Raw genomic sequence first — 13,529 nt, 5'->3', positions numbered from 1 at the left:
CAGGGCCAGTCGACATTCAGGAGATGGCGAGCCGAAAATGGTGGTTTTCCGTGACCCGGAGCGCAGCGTGCTTCTGCACGTGAGCACCGGAAGCGCGGAAGGCCGCCATTTGCAGGCCGCCAGAACTGAATGTCGATTGGCCCTAGCCGAAGGTGAAGACATAGGCCCGCACACCCGGGCCCGAGAATTCGACCGTCACCGTATGATCGTCGATCGCCCCGCTTTGCCGGACGAGCTGGTATAAGCGGTCCTCGCGCACCTCGCCCCAGCCTTCGGCATTGACGTCGGCGCCGTGATCGGCGCCCGGCGCCGCGCCGTCGATCATGACACGAAAACGCACCGGCCGGCCATCGGGCGCGCCTCCAAGAACGAGATGCGCATCGCGGGCATGAAAGCGAAAGCGGATCGCGCCCGCCGCGCCGTCCAATGCCGCAAACTCGCGGCCGACCGTCCATTTGCCGGCCAGGTTCCAATTGTTGAGCCCAAGATCGGCAGCCGCGGCATAGCTGGCGGCCCTGTCCTTTCGCAGCCCGCCGGGCGACCGAAAATTTTCCGCCTTGTCATAACCGACATAGGATTCGGGCGACCCCAGATGCGCCCAATCCGCTTCGGCCTCGACGCCGGTGCCCGTGATCGGCGAGACGGGAGCGGCGGCAAGATCCTGACCAGCCTCCACCAATAGCTTGCGGATCAGTTTCTCCGCGCCGGCATATTCGCCCTCGCCGATACGATAGCCGCGAACGCGCCCCTCGGCGTCGATGAAATAAAATCCCGGCCAGCCCTGGTTCGCGAAACGCTGCCACACCGCATAATCATTGTCCTGCAGGTTGGGATAGCGCACCCCAAGCTGGTTCGCCGCCTGGCGCACCCTCGCGGTATCATGCTCGAACCCGAATTCCGGCGCGTGGACGCCCACCACGACGAGGCCCTTGTCGCCATAACGCTCGTCCCACGCGCGAAGATAGGGCAGCGCGCGCAGCGAATTGATGCACGAATAGGTCCAGAAATTCACGACCACGACCTTGCCGCGCAGCGCCTGCGGGCCGCCCGGAACGGCGGTGAGCCACGGCTTTGCGGAACCGAGCACCTCCAGCGGCCGCGCTGTCGCACCGAATGGCGCGCTTTGTGCGTGGGCAATGGCGAGAGCGTCGCCGAAGCAGACCGCGGTAACCGCGCCTGCAGCGACGAGCGCCGCGGCGATGAAGCCGATCGATCGTCTTTTGGTCATGATGCCTGCCTTCCATTGCAGCCGGTTCCGAACGATCCGGTCATCGCAATGTAAGGCGCCCCATGCGCGCCACCCGTTAGTCGCCGACGGCGCGCGTTAGTTTGCGCGCAGCGAGCCTAACATCACCTCACCACGCCTAACGGGCGGCCCGCGGCGATGCCGCTATGTCTTCAGCCGATCCTTTCCCGCACTCAGGAGACGAGATTTGTCCGCAGATTTTACGACTTCACGCCGCGGATTCGTGGCCGCTGCCGCCGCGCTCGGCGCGATCGCCGCCGTTCCGCCCCTCGCCCGCGCCGGCACTGCCGCGATCCGGCCGTTCAAGGTCGCGATCCTCGACGCCGATCTGGCGGCGATGAAACGCCGTATCGCGGAGACGCGCTGGGCCGACGCGCAGCCGGTCGCCGACGATGGACAAGGCGTGCGCCGCCAGACGCTGGAACCGCTGATGCGCCATTGGGCCGGCGACTATGACTGGCGCAAGGTCGAGGCGCGGCTGAACGCGCTGCCGATGTTCGTCACCGAAATCGACGGGCTCGACATCCACTTCATCCATGTGCGCTCGCGCCATGACAAGGCGATGCCGATGATCCTGACGCATGGCTGGCCGGGCTCGATCCTCGAATTCATGCGCGTGATCGATCCGCTCACCAACCCGACCGCGCATGGGGGCAAGGCTGAGGACGCCTTCCACCTCGTCATCCCCTCGATCCCCGGTTTCGGCTTTTCCGGCAAGCCGGCGGTCGCCGGCTGGGGCTCCGACCATATCGGACGCGCGTGGTCGACGCTGATGCTGCGTCTCGGCTATGATCGCTACGTCAGCCAGGGCGGCGATTGCGGCTCGGTCATCTCGCAGCGCATGGCGCTCCAGCACGTGCCCGGCCTGCTCGGCATTCACCTCAACATGCCCGCCGTGGTCCCCGCCGACATCGCCCGCACGCTCGCGGCAGGCGACCCCGCCCCCGCCGGCCTGAGCGCAAAGGAGCGCGGCGCGTTCGACCAGCTCGAAGCCTTCTACCGCGACAATTCGGCCTATGCCGCCATGATGAACACGCGGCCGCAGACGATCGGCTATTCGCTGGTAGACTCGCCGGTCGGGATGGCAGCGTGGATGTATGAAAAGATCGCGCAGTGGGTCCATGCTGACGGCCAGCCCGAGCGCGTGCTCGGCCGCGACGCGATCCTCGACGATATTTCGCTCTACTGGCTGACGGGCACCGGCGCTTCGGCCGCGCGCATCTATTGGGAAGACCATTCGAACAATTTCAACGCGCGCGGCATCATCGACATGCCCGTCGCGGTCAGCGTCTTTCCCGGCGAGATTTTCCGCGCGCCCAAAAGCTGGGCCGAACGCTGCTACACCAACCTCACTTATTTCAACGAGGTAAGCGACGGCGGTCATTTCGCCGCCTGGGAGCAGCCGCAGCTGTTCGCCGAAGAAGTCCGCGCGGCCTTCCGCCCGCTTCGCTGATCCCCACCCCTCACCCGTGCAAGAAGGAGAATGACGATGTCCGATACCAAGACCCTCTATACCGCCGCCGTGCATGTGACCGGCGGCCGCGACGGCGCCGCGAAGAGCAGCGACGGCCGCCTCGACGTCAAGCTGTCGAGCCCGGGCGGTCCCGGTCAGGGGACCAACCCGGAGCAATTGTTCGCGGCGGGCTGGTCGGCCTGTTTCCAGGGCGCGATGGGCATTGCCGCCCGAGCGAAAGGCGTCACCCTGCCCGCCGAACTCGCGATCGATGCCGAAGTCGCGCTTCGCCAGGGCGACGACGGCTATTCGCTCGCCGCCCGGCTGAACGTCCACGTCCCCGGCGTCGATCCCGATGTCGCGCGCCAGATCATCGAGGCCGCGCACCGCACCTGCCCCTATTCGAAAGCGATCAAGGGCAACATCGACGCCGTCGTGGCGCTCGTCTGAGCCAATTCCGCCATCGAGGAGATTGACATGCGAAAATATATTTCGGGCGGGCTGGCGCTGGCCGCCGCACTGCTCGCCTCCGGCGCGCAGGCGCAGTCCGGGCCCGCCAAACCGACCATCGTTCTCGTCCACGGCGCCTTCGCCGATTCGTCGAGCTGGAACCGGGTCATCACGATCCTGCAGCGCGATGGCTACGCCGTGGTCGCGGCGCCCAATCCGCTGCGCGGCGTCCGCGCCGACGCCGATGTCGTCGCGGACGTCGTGAGGAGCATCGATGGCCCGGTGGTGCTCGCGGGACACTCCTATGGCGGCTCGGTCATCAGCGAAGCCGCCGAAGGGCTGCCGAACGTGAAGGGACTCGTCTATGTCGCCGCCTTCGCGCCCGACACCGGCGAGACCGCGCTCGGACTGACCGGCCAGTTCCCCGGCAGTACGCTCGGCCCCGCGCTCGCGCCGCCGGTCAGGCTGACGGCCGGCGGCAACGACCTCTATATCCTCCAGGCCCGCTTCCACGACCAGTTCGCCGCCGACGTCCCCGCCGCCGAAGCGCGGCTCATGGCGGCGGGCCAGCGCCCAGTCGCCGAGGCGGCGCTGTCCGAGCCCTCGACCGCACCCGCCTGGAAGCATCTGCCCTCGTGGTTCATCTATGGCGACGCCGACAAGAATATTCCGCCGGCCGCCATGGGCTTCATGGCCGAGCGCGCGAAGGCGCGGCAAACCGTGGTGGTCAAAGGCGCATCGCACGTGGTGATGGTGTCGCATGCGCCCGAAGTGGCGAGCGTCATCGAGCGGGCGGCCGCCGCCCGATAGGAGCGCGGCGCCGGCTCTCTCCCCTCCCCCGGAGTATCGGCGCGCACTCCCGGCCGGTCATGTTCCCGACATGACCGGCCGTGTTTGCTTGGGAAATGTGGGCAAGCCCGCCCGGATCAACGGGAATAGTCGGTGAAGACCAGATCCTTGCCCGGATCGAGCGCTTCGAGCTTCTGGTGACAGGCGAAGCAGGACTCCACGAGCGCCCGGTCGGGGTTCGCCCGGCCATCCTCGAACTGGCCGTAACCCCAGCCCCCGGTGGCGGCATAGCGTTTCGCATCCTTGACGCTGACCTGCACATTGGTCGGCGCCCCCGCGACGAACGACTGCGGCGCGGGAAAGACCTTGTCGTTGCGCGCCGAGGCTTCATATCGCCACGCGAGCCGGACGAGGATCGCGCCGTCGGGGAAGGGGCGCTTGCCTTCCCGGAAGGCCCTGATCGCGATGTCGTTGCCCAGAATGGCGCGAATGTCGTTGTTCCGGCCATTCTCCTGCGCGACGCTGATCAGCTTCCAGTCGCGGTAGCCCTCGGGCAGTTCCACGCCATGGATGGGCGACGCCCGCTCTTCCGCCCGTGACGCGGCGACGCCTGCCGACAGACCGAAGAGCAGCGTCGAGGCGATCAGCGCGGCGGCGCCCAGCTTTCGCACCCCGATCATCGCACAAGCTTCGCGACATCGAGCACCGCCTGCGCGAACGCGGCCGGGGCTTCCTGCGGCAGATTGTGGCCGATGCCGCCCGCAATCAGGCGATGGGCATAGGGGCCGGTGAACTTGGCGCGATAGTGTTCCGGCTGCGGATGCGGCGCGCCGTTCGCGTCGCCTTCCATCGTGATCGCGGGGATCGTCACCGGCGGCATGGCCGCCAGCTTTGCCTCGATCGCATCATATTGCGGCTCGCCATCGGCCAGACCCAGCCGCCAGCGATAATTGTGGATGACGATCTCGACATGATCCGGATTGGCGAAGACGGCGGCCGAACGCTCGAAAGTGGCATCGTCGAAAGCCCATTTCGGCGAAGCGAGTTGCCATATCTGCTTGTTGAAGGCGTTGGTGTTCGCCGCATAGCCCGCCTTGCCGCGCTCGGTCGCGAAATAGAACTGATACCACCATTGCAGTTCGGCGGCGGGCGGCAGCGGCTTGGCGTTCGCCGCCTGGCTGCCGATCAGATAGCCGCTGACCGAGACCAGCGCCGCGCAACGCTCGGGCCAGAGCACCGCCATGATGTCCGCCGTGCGCGCGCCCCAGTCGAACCCCGCGACGATGGCCTTCGGAATTTGCAGCGCATCCATGAGCGCGATGCCGTCGGCGGCGAGCGCCGCCTGCTGTGCATTGCGCGGGGTCGCCTCCGACCGGAACCGCGTCGTCCCATGCCCGCGAAGATGCGGCACGACGACGCGATAGCCTCTGGCCGCCAGCAGCGGCGCCACCTCGGCAAATGCGTCGATGGCATAGGGCCAGCCATGGAACAGCAGAACCGGCGTCCCCGATGCGGGCCCCATTTCGACATAGCCGATATCGAGCGCGCCGGCATCGACCTGCCGGATCGGGCCGAAAGAGGGCGGACCTGACGACGGCGCGCTGCCCGATGCGATGTGCGCGCGGGCTTGCGCGGCGCCGCCAACCAAAGTGGCGGCGATCAGGGCGCTGCCGCGCAAGAAGCCCCGCCGATCCGACGTGGCGGTTTCTGATCGAGAAATGGTCATGATTTGCTCCTTCGGATGATCCAGATGCCGCAAGCATTAGCGCCATTCGCGCCAAAGGCTTGTTAGCTGCCGTGATCTGCTGTGAGCAGTGCGCTACGCGGTAAAATCGCTGGCGATGCTGAGCGGCCGCCAGCGCTCGAGTTCGTCGAGCCGTTTCCGGTCGGACAAAGCCTTTTTTATGCCCGCCCGTTGATTGCTGCTCGGGGAGCTCCGGCGGGAAACCCGGCGGCGCTCTCTCAATCGAAAAGTGCCAGCGCAGCCAATTTTTGCATCTCGGCGGTTTCGGCGAGAATCGCGTCCCTGTCGATCCCGCTCTCCGCGTGGAGCAGCTCGGTCGCGACATAGCCGAACTCGACGAGCATCCGCATGCGGAGCCAGATATGATCGCGCGGACGATCGGGGAGGAATTGTGCGAAGGCCTCGGTGAGCCTGTCCGTCACAAAACGGTGGGACTCGATACGGATATGCTCGAGGCGCGGGCTCGAATGCAGCGCCCGCTCGATCCAGATCCCGCCCGGTTCCGCTTCGGTAATGTCGGCCGTCTCGCGAAGCAGCTCGCCGGTGTTTTCAGCATAGGCGCGGATTCCGCCGGCGGCATGCCGATCGAGCCAGCGAGCGAGTGCTTCGTTCTGGCGGTCCATCAGCCGCTCGCCTAGCGCCACGACGACCTCATACTTGTCCGCGAAATAATAATAGAGTGCTGGCGGCGTGACGCCCGCGCGCTCGCAGATCAGGTTCGTCGTGATCCGGTCGATCCCGACTTCGGCGAGCAGCTCGCCCGCGGTATCCAGGAGGCGCTCGCGTGTCGGCTTTTTGCGAATCCGCGCAGCCGCTTGCTCGGTTTCATCTTTCGCCACCACGCACCAAATCCTTTGCTCTCCGGCCTGCGTCGCCCGGGATTGCACCAATATAGCAAATACTATAATATAGCAAAAACTATAACGGTCAGGGGATAAAATATGTCGAGATTCAGGGCCGATCCGCGAATCTCCGCTGCCTTGCTGCCGATCGTTGCCGCATCGCTTCCGGCGACCGCGGCGGCGCTCGCGCCGGTATTTCCCGGCCGGCGACAGCCCGCTTCCCGGATGTTCGGGATCGAACCATGGTCCGAATATTGATGCGCGCGCTGCTCCTCCTCTCCGCGCCGCTCCTGCTGACCGCCTGCCAGTCGGAGCCGCCGGCGAAACCGCTGACGCCCGAACAGAGCGCGGCGCTGAAGCCCGCCGACACGCGCGTCGCGGGACTCTACGAGCAGGCGTGCAAGTCGTGCCACACCGTCGCCGACACCGGCGCGCCGCTGTCGGGCGACCGGACGCAATGGGATGCGCGCTGGGCGAAGGGCGAGCCCGAACTGCTGAACAGCACGATCCGCGGCCTCAATGGTATGCCGGCGGGCGGGCAATGCTTCTCCTGCTCGCCGGACGATTATAAGGCACTGATACGCTTCATGGCGGGGAGGGATTGATGGGCAAGGTCACACGGCGAGCCCTGCTCGCGGGCGGCGGCGTCATCGGCGTCGGCGCGCTTGGCGCCGGCGGCCTTGCGGGGCGCAACTGGCTGCGCGACCGCGAACCGCCCCTGCCCGCTTCGCAGGATGCCAGCGGGCGGCTGCTGTGGAGCAACTGGTCGGGCATCGCGACCTCCTATCCCGCAAAGCGCGCCGCACCGGCGAGCGAGGATGAACTGCTGTCGATCCTGACCAGGTCGCCCGCCCCGGTGCGGCCCGTCGGCTCGGGGCACAGCTTCACCGCGCTCGTGCCGACCGGCGGCACGCTGCTGACGCTCGACGGCATGGCGGGGCTCGTCGGCCACAACGCGGCAAAGAACCAGGCAAGGGTGCGCGGCGGCACCCGCCTCGCCGACCTCGGCCCCGCGCTCGCCGCGATCGGGCAGGAGATGGTGAACCTGCCCGACATCAACAAGCAATCGATCGCGGGCGCGATCGCCACCGGGACGCATGGCACCGGGCGCGGCATCCAGGCGATGCACGGCGCGATCGTCGCGATGCGGATCGCGACACCCGCGGGCGAGATCGTCGATTGCAGCGCGACCGAACGGCCGGAGGTCTTCCACGCCGCGCGCGTCGGGCTCGGCGCCTTCGGCGTCGTTACCGAGGTGACGCTGCAGAACCAGGCACTGACCCGCGTCGCCAAACGCGTCGAAATCCGCCCGACGGGCGAGGTGCTGGAGGATTGGCCGGCGCTGCGCCGGCGGCACCGCAACGTCGAATTCTATGTCCTTCCTTTTACGGGCCATTCGGCGGTCATCACCCACGACGTCACCGGCAAGCCGGTGAAGCCCCGCGGCCCCGACGCCGATGTCGAGACGCTGATGGGACTCAAGCAGCTTCGCGACTGGTTCGAGTTCGCGCCGTCGCTGCGCCGCAAGTTCGCGGCCGAGGAGCTGGCGAAGATCCCGCCCGAGGAGGTCGTCGACGAAGGCTGGAAACTGCTGTCGAACGAGCGGCCGGTGCGCTTCAACGAGACCGAATATCATCTGCCGATCGAAGCGCAGATTCCGGCGCTTCGCGAAATTCTCTCAGCGATCGAGACCGGGCGGCGCGATGTGTTTTTCCCGATCGAAGTGCGCGTGATCGCCCCCGACGATGCCTGGCTCTCGCCCTTCTACAGCCGGGAAAGCGGGTCGATCGCGGTCCATGCCTATTACCGCGAGAGCCATGACTTCTTCTTCAGCATCGTCGAGCCGATCTTCCGCCGCCACGGCGGCCGGCCGCACTGGGGCAAGCTGCACAGCCTGAAGGCGCGCGATCTCGCCGCGCTCTATCCGCGCTGGAAGGAAGCGGGCGAAGTGCGCCGCGAACTCGATCCCGACGGACGGATGCTCAACGATTATCTCAAGGGGATTTTCCTCGATGGCTGAACCGGAACGCAAACGGCGCTGGACGCGCCGCGCGGCGATCGTCGGCGGCGGGCTGGCGGTCGTAGGCGGCGCGGCCGTGCTCGCCTCGCGCAAAGGCGACAAGGGCGGCGCGCACGACCGCTATTTCGCCAATCTGTCCGCGGCGCTGCGCAGGGCGGGAATCGCGCATCCGGTGCTCGTCGTCGATCGGGCGCGGCTCGACCGCAACATCGCCGCCGCGCGCACGACGCTCGCCCCCTCGCGCCTGCCGCTCCGCGTCGTCGTCAAGTCGCTGCCCGCGGCGGGCCTCATCGACCATGTCGCGCGCGGCCTGGCGACGAGCCGCTTCATGGTCTTCAACGGCGCGATGCTCGAAGCGATGGCGGCGCGCCCCGAAGCCGATCTGCTGCTCGGCAAGCCGCTGCCCGCGGCCGAATTCGCCGGCCTCGTCGACAGGCTCGGCGCCGAAACCGCGAGCCGCATCCAGTGGCTGATCGATACGCCTGGGCGGCTGAAACAATATGCCGCGATCGCCGCCGCGCGGACGATGCCGCTGCGCGCCAATATGGAGATCGACGTCGGGCTCCACCGCGGCGGCTTCGCCGACGGCAAGGCGCTGGCCGAGGCGGTCGATCTCGCGCGCACCCTCCCGCAGGTCGCCGTCAGCGGGCTGATGGGCTATGACGCGCACGTCCCGAAGATGAGCGACCCCGACGAGGCCTATGCCGCCTCGCAAAAGCTCTACCGCGCGGCGGCGGCGGTGCTGCGCGAAAAGCTCGGCGTCGATCCCGGCACGCTGACGCTCAACGGCGCGGGCAGCCCGACCTATGCGCGGCACGCGCAGGGGACGGCGGCGAACGAGGTGTCGGTCGGTTCGGCCTTCGTGAAGCCGGTCGATTTCGACCTCCCCTCGCTCGCGCGCCATGTGCCGGCGAGCTTCATCGCGACGCCGGTGATCAAGGCGGGGCGCATGGAGCTTCCCGGCAACGAATGGCTGACCGGGCCGCTGACCTTCATGGACGCCAATGCCGCGCGCGCCTTCTTCATCTATGGCGGCCACTGGCTCGCGACCCCGGTTTCGCCGCCGGGCCTCCAGTTCAGCAACCTCTACGGCCGCTCGAGCAACCAGGAAATGCTCACCGGATCGACCAGCGTTGCGCTGAAACCCGACGACCATGTCTTCTTCCGCCCCAATCAGAGCGAAGCGGTCTTCCTCCAGTTCGGCGACATCGCGCTGTTCGACGGCGAGGCGATCACGGGCAGCTGGCCGGTCTTTCCCGCCTCGGCTTGACGGCGCGCGCCGGACGCGGGCCGGCGCAGCTCCCCAAGTCGCTCGCGGATCGATCGGCTGCGTGTCCTCGCTGCTATTGGAGAGCTTCGACCTCTTCGGCCAGCGTCAGCCAGCGGTCCTCGGCCGCCGCCTTTTCGCCGCGCAGCTCGTCGAGTTTCGCCGTCAGCGCCTGGAAGCGCGCATTGTCGCGCGTGAACAGGCCGCCATCCGAAAGCTCGGTCTCGATCTCCGCCATCTCCGCCTCGATCGCCTCGATCCGGCCGGGCAGCATGTCGTAGTCGCGCTGATCCTTGTAGCTGAGCTTCTTGCGCGTCGTCGGCGGGGGCGGCGGCGCGGCGCCTGCAGGAGAAGGACGGGACTTGGTGCTCATCAAGGCCAACCTGGCATCATGAGCACCAAGTCCCGTCCTTCGAGCGGGGGCGGCGGCGCGGCGCCCGATGCCTTGACCTTGGCTGCGACCGGCTTGACCCGCTTCGCTTCCCAGTCGGCATAGCCGCCCGCGACGATGTCGACCTTGCCCGACCCGTCAAGGCCGAGCGTGACGGTGACGGTGCGATCGAGGAAATCGCGGTCGTGGCTGACGAGCAGCACGGTGCCGGCATAGTCGGCGATGACTTCCTGCAACAGGTCGAGCGTTTCGAGATCGAGGTCGTTGGTCGGCTCGTCGAGCACGAGCAGGTTCGATTCGCGGGCGAATTCGCGCGCCAGCAGCAGCCGCGAGCGTTCGCCGCCCGAAAGCGCGCCGACGCTCGCCTCGACGACGCCGGGGTCGAAGAGAAATTCCTTGAGATAGCCCTGGATATGCTTCTTTTCCCCGCGCACCTCGACCCAGTCGCCGCCGTCGGCGAGGACATCCCTGACCCGTTTGTCGGGCGAGAGCAGGCTGCGCTGCTGGTCGATGACGATGCCGTCGAGCGTCGGCGCGAGGGTGACGGTGCCGCTGTCGGGCGCGATCTCGCCCGTGAGCAGCTTGAGCAGGGTCGACTTGCCCGCGCCGTTGGCGCCGACGATGCCGATGCGGTCGCCGCGCTGGACGCGGAAATCGAGATTCTTGATGATCGTGCGGTCGCCGAAACTTTTCGACACGCCCTCGGCGACGATCACCGATTTCGAGCGGACGTCATCGTTGGCGAGGCCGAGTTTCGCAACGCCGGGGCCGCCGATCATCGCGGCGCGGGTGGCGCGCATTTCCTTCAGCTTTTCGAGCCGGCCCTGATTGCGCTTGCGCCGCGCGGTGACGCCGCGCTCGAGCCAGTGCGCCTCGAGCCGCAGCTTGGCGTCGAGTTTCTGCGCGGCGCGCGCTTCCTCGGCATAGACAGCCTCGGTCCATTCGTCGAAGCCGCCGAAGCCGATTTCCTTGCGGCGGATGCTCCCGCGGTCGAGCCACAGCGTCTGCCGCGTGAGCCGCGTCAGGAAGGTGCGGTCGTGGCTGATCACGACAAAAGCGCCCGTGTAGCGCGCGAGCCAGGATTCGAGCCAGTCGATCGCGGCGAGGTCGAGGTGGTTCGTCGGCTCGTCGAGCAGCAGCACGTCGGGATTCTGCGCCAGCGCGCGGGCGAGCGCGGCGCGGCGGCGCTCGCCGCCCGAGGCGCTGGCGGCGGTACGGGTCATGTCGATGCCGAGCTGGTCGGCGATGGCGGCGACCTCATGGCTTTCCGGGCCGTCGACCCCCGCGACCGCGAAATCCATCAGCGTCGCAAAGGGACGGAAATCGGGCTCCTGTTCGAGCATCACGACATGGGTGCCGGGCACGATCGTGCGCTTGCCCTTGTCGGGGTCGATCCGCCCTGCGAGCAGCTTGAGCAGCGTCGTTTTACCCGCGCCGTTGCGGCCGATCAGTGCGAGCCGGTCGCGTGCCCCGACATAGATGTCGAGGTCCTGGAACAGCCAGCCGCTGCCCTGCACAAGGCCGAGGCCTTCGTATGAAAGAATAGGTGCCGCCATGATGAACGGCTCGCTACTGGCGCGTTCAGCATCATGCAAGCGCCGTCCGCGCAAAGGGCGGAACGCGTTCGCTCCGTCTGCGTTACGGGGCGGAGATCACAAAGAACCGGAAGCCCGGTTCGCAGGAGAATGAAATGACGAAGCAAATGCTCGCCGCTATGGCAACCGGACTGGCTCTGGTCGCGGCCACGCCCGCAATCGCGCAGCAAGGAGGCCCGGCTATGACGGCAGCGACGACCCAGGGACCGATATTGACCTTCAGCGTCAGCGAAGAAGTGCGCTCGCGCCCCGATCAGGCGACCGTCGGCGCCGGGGTGACGACGACCGCGCCGACCGCGGTCGAGGCGATGCGCGCCAATGCCGCGGCGATGGACAAGCTGATCGCCGCCGCCAAGGCGCGCGGGATCAAGGCCGAGGACATCCAGACGAGCGGCATCAACCTGTCGCCGCAATATGATTACAGCAACCGCACCGACGGCCAGCCGCCGCGCTTCCTCGGCTATCAGGTGTCGAACAGCGTGCGCGCGACGACGGACAAGATCGACGACATCGGTCCGCTGCTCGACGCGCTGGTCGCCGCGGGCGGCACCAATATCGACGGGCCGTGGTTCGGCATGAAGGACGCCGACGCGCAGCTCGTCGGCGCGCGCGGCGCGGCGATCAAGGCGGCCGAGGCGAAAGCGCAGGATTATGCGCGGCTCGCGGGCTATCGCGGCGTCGAACTGGTCTCGATCAGCGAAGGCGGCTTTGCCGGCCCGCCGCCGCCGATGCCCTATGCGCGCGGCATGGTCGCGGCCGAAGCAAAAGCCACACCGGTCGAACCCGGGCAGGTCGCGAACACGCTGACGCTGAATTTCCAGTATCGGCTGGTGCGGTGAGATTCCCTCCCCCTTGATGGGGGAGGCAGCGAGACTTGGCAGCTTGCTGCCTAGTCGCAGCGGTGGGGGTGCGGTTTCGGTCTGAAGCCATGGTGCAAGGACGGAGCATCACCCCCATCCAACTCCGCCTAGCGCCTGCGGCGCAAGGCTCCGTATCCTTCCCCCATCGAGGGGGAAGGAGGCCGATAAATCCTACCCCAGCTCCCCCGCCCCCCACGGCCACGGCCGTTCGCGAAACCATTTGGTGATGATATATTTGCGGCCCTTGCGCACCTTCATCCCGTGATGGAGCGTATCGGGGTTGGCGGTGCCGTCGGGGCGCACATTGTTCCACGCGAGCAGCTTGCCGACCTCGGGCTGGTGCATCTTGCCCGTCGCGAGGAAGCGCGTCGCGCCGCCCGCCGCCGGTTCGTTGAGATAGATCATCAGCGTCCAGCTCCGCTGGCCCGGCACCGCGCAATAGGTGTCCCAGTCGGCGCCGTGCGGGTCGAAATAGTCGGTATGCGCCTTGAACTCCTGCCCGACGTCGTAACGCTGGCCCTGCATCGGCTCGCCATATTCCAGCGGAATGCCGGTGAGGTCGTGGAGGCGCGCGTTCACCGCGATCACCAGCGGGTCGCGGTGGTCGAGATCGCAGGTCGTGCTGGTGCGGAAGGCTTCGTCGCCATTCGGGTCGGCGATGGTCGACGGGCGCACGTCGCGGTCGATCTGCGCGATCAGCGCGGCGCAGGTCTCTGCGTCGAGGAAGCCGGGCAGCATGAACTGCTGCAGCTTCGGCGTCGGCGCGCGGCGGATGCCGGGGGCCGCGGCGAGCCGCTCGGCGGTGCGGTCGGCGCCCGAGGTCGCCATGTCGACATGTTCATTGCCAGCCATGGCGCGCTTTTACCGGCCCG

At 67.4% G+C, this 13,529-nt stretch carries 12 protein-coding genes and 1 pseudogene; 7 read left to right on the top strand and 6 right to left on the bottom strand.

The annotated features are described in order from the left end of the window. Positions 1-142: 142 nt before the first annotated feature. Entirely contained in the window at positions 143-1,228 is a 1,086-nt protein-coding gene (locus tag QZL87_RS05160; RefSeq protein WP_295324758.1) for a redoxin domain-containing protein, read from the bottom strand. Positions 1,229-1,469: 241 nt separating this feature from the next. Here QZL87_RS05160 and QZL87_RS05155 point away from each other — a divergent pair, with 241 nt between their 5' ends. From QZL87_RS05155 to QZL87_RS05145, 3 genes are read left to right on the top strand one after another with little or no spacing between them, the layout of a single operon-like run. Beyond that, entirely contained in the window at positions 1,470-2,699 is a 1,230-nt protein-coding gene (locus QZL87_RS05155) for an epoxide hydrolase family protein (protein WP_362988755.1), read from the top strand. 36 nt (positions 2,700-2,735) lie between these two features. Continuing rightward, positions 2,736-3,149 (top strand): organic hydroperoxide resistance protein, encoded by a 414-nt coding sequence (locus QZL87_RS05150; RefSeq protein WP_295324752.1) that lies wholly within the window; start codon positions 2,736-2,738, stop codon positions 3,147-3,149. Positions 3,150-3,176: 27 nt separating this feature from the next. Then, positions 3,177-3,959: an alpha/beta hydrolase gene (locus QZL87_RS05145; RefSeq protein WP_295324749.1), complete on the top strand. Its 783-nt coding sequence runs from the start codon at positions 3,177-3,179 to the stop codon at positions 3,957-3,959. A gap of 116 nt (positions 3,960-4,075) precedes the next feature. Here the strand turns inward: QZL87_RS05145 and QZL87_RS05140 are convergent, their stop codons facing one another. The 3 genes from QZL87_RS05140 to QZL87_RS05130 form a co-directional block, all read right to left on the bottom strand. Further along, positions 4,076-4,618 (bottom strand): cytochrome P460 family protein, encoded by a 543-nt coding sequence (locus QZL87_RS05140; RefSeq protein WP_295324743.1) that lies wholly within the window; start codon positions 4,616-4,618, stop codon positions 4,076-4,078. Further along, positions 4,615-5,664, bottom strand: a complete 1,050-nt coding sequence (locus QZL87_RS05135) for an alpha/beta hydrolase (protein ID WP_295324740.1) — start codon at positions 5,662-5,664, stop codon at positions 4,615-4,617. The genes QZL87_RS05140 and QZL87_RS05135 overlap by 4 nt, the downstream gene beginning before the upstream one ends. Before the next feature lie 236 nt (positions 5,665-5,900). Further along, complete coding sequence (locus tag QZL87_RS05130; RefSeq protein ID WP_295324737.1) at positions 5,901-6,521, bottom strand: TetR/AcrR family transcriptional regulator; 621 nt, start codon at positions 6,519-6,521, stop codon at positions 5,901-5,903. 245 nt (positions 6,522-6,766) lie between these two features. On the opposite strand from QZL87_RS05130, the gene QZL87_RS05125 reads away from it, so the two are divergent. From QZL87_RS05125 to QZL87_RS05115, 3 genes are read left to right on the top strand one after another with little or no spacing between them, the layout of a single operon-like run. Then, the gene (locus QZL87_RS05125) at positions 6,767-7,129 is read left to right on the top strand and encodes a c-type cytochrome (protein ID WP_295324734.1); all 363 of its coding nucleotides are present in this window, start codon (positions 6,767-6,769) and stop codon (positions 7,127-7,129) included. After that, positions 7,129-8,544, top strand: a complete 1,416-nt coding sequence (locus QZL87_RS05120) for a D-arabinono-1,4-lactone oxidase (RefSeq protein WP_295324731.1) — start codon at positions 7,129-7,131, stop codon at positions 8,542-8,544. Before QZL87_RS05125 ends, QZL87_RS05120 begins: the two co-directional genes overlap by 1 nt. Further along, positions 8,537-9,814 carry an alanine racemase gene (locus QZL87_RS05115; RefSeq protein ID WP_295324727.1) on the top strand — a complete coding sequence of 426 codons (1,278 nt, stop codon included), beginning with the start codon at positions 8,537-8,539 and terminating at the stop codon, positions 9,812-9,814. The genes QZL87_RS05120 and QZL87_RS05115 overlap by 8 nt, the downstream gene beginning before the upstream one ends. 73 nt (positions 9,815-9,887) lie before the next feature. Here QZL87_RS05115 and QZL87_RS05110 read toward each other — a convergent pair. Beyond that, a pseudogene (locus QZL87_RS05110) lies at positions 9,888-11,758 on the bottom strand (ATP-binding cassette domain-containing protein). Positions 11,759-11,979: 221 nt separating this feature from the next. Between QZL87_RS05110 and QZL87_RS05105 the strand changes: the two are divergent. Further along, positions 11,980-12,636, top strand: coding sequence for an SIMPL domain-containing protein (locus QZL87_RS05105; RefSeq protein ID WP_295324723.1), 657 nt, complete (start codon positions 11,980-11,982; stop codon positions 12,634-12,636). A gap of 192 nt (positions 12,637-12,828) precedes the next feature. On the opposite strand, the gene QZL87_RS05100 is transcribed toward QZL87_RS05105, so the two are convergent. Then, positions 12,829-13,509, bottom strand: a complete 681-nt coding sequence (locus QZL87_RS05100) for a 2OG-Fe(II) oxygenase (RefSeq protein ID WP_295324719.1) — start codon at positions 13,507-13,509, stop codon at positions 12,829-12,831. Positions 13,510-13,529: the final 20 nt, after the last annotated feature.

Origin of the sequence: uncultured Sphingopyxis sp. (assembly GCF_900078365.1) — a bacterium.
GTDB lineage: Bacteria > Pseudomonadota > Alphaproteobacteria > Sphingomonadales > Sphingomonadaceae > Sphingopyxis.
Note: the sequence above shows the minus strand (reverse complement) of the source record. Positions and strands in the feature narration are given on the sequence as shown.

Bases quoted from the DNA above. Each gene is read 5' to 3' on its own strand.
- QZL87_RS05105 (WP_295324723.1), top strand. From the start codon at position 11,980: ATGACGGCAGCGACGACCCAGGGACCGATATTGACCTTCAGCGTCAGC.
- QZL87_RS05100 (WP_295324719.1), bottom strand. From the start codon at position 13,509: ATGGCTGGCAATGAACATGTCGACATGGCGACCTCGGGCGCCGACCGC.
- QZL87_RS05150 (WP_295324752.1), top strand. From the start codon at position 2,736: ATGTCCGATACCAAGACCCTCTATACCGCCGCCGTGCATGTGACCGGC.
- QZL87_RS05160 (WP_295324758.1), bottom strand. From the start codon at position 1,228: ATGACCAAAAGACGATCGATCGGCTTCATCGCCGCGGCGCTCGTCGCT.
- QZL87_RS05145 (WP_295324749.1), top strand. From the start codon at position 3,177: ATGCGAAAATATATTTCGGGCGGGCTGGCGCTGGCCGCCGCACTGCTC.
- QZL87_RS05125 (WP_295324734.1), top strand. From the start codon at position 6,767: ATGGTCCGAATATTGATGCGCGCGCTGCTCCTCCTCTCCGCGCCGCTC.
- QZL87_RS05115 (WP_295324727.1), top strand. From the start codon at position 8,537: ATGGCTGAACCGGAACGCAAACGGCGCTGGACGCGCCGCGCGGCGATC.
- QZL87_RS05140 (WP_295324743.1), bottom strand. From the start codon at position 4,618: ATGATCGGGGTGCGAAAGCTGGGCGCCGCCGCGCTGATCGCCTCGACG.
- QZL87_RS05120 (WP_295324731.1), top strand. From the start codon at position 7,129: ATGGGCAAGGTCACACGGCGAGCCCTGCTCGCGGGCGGCGGCGTCATC.
- QZL87_RS05135 (WP_295324740.1), bottom strand. From the start codon at position 5,664: ATGACCATTTCTCGATCAGAAACCGCCACGTCGGATCGGCGGGGCTTC.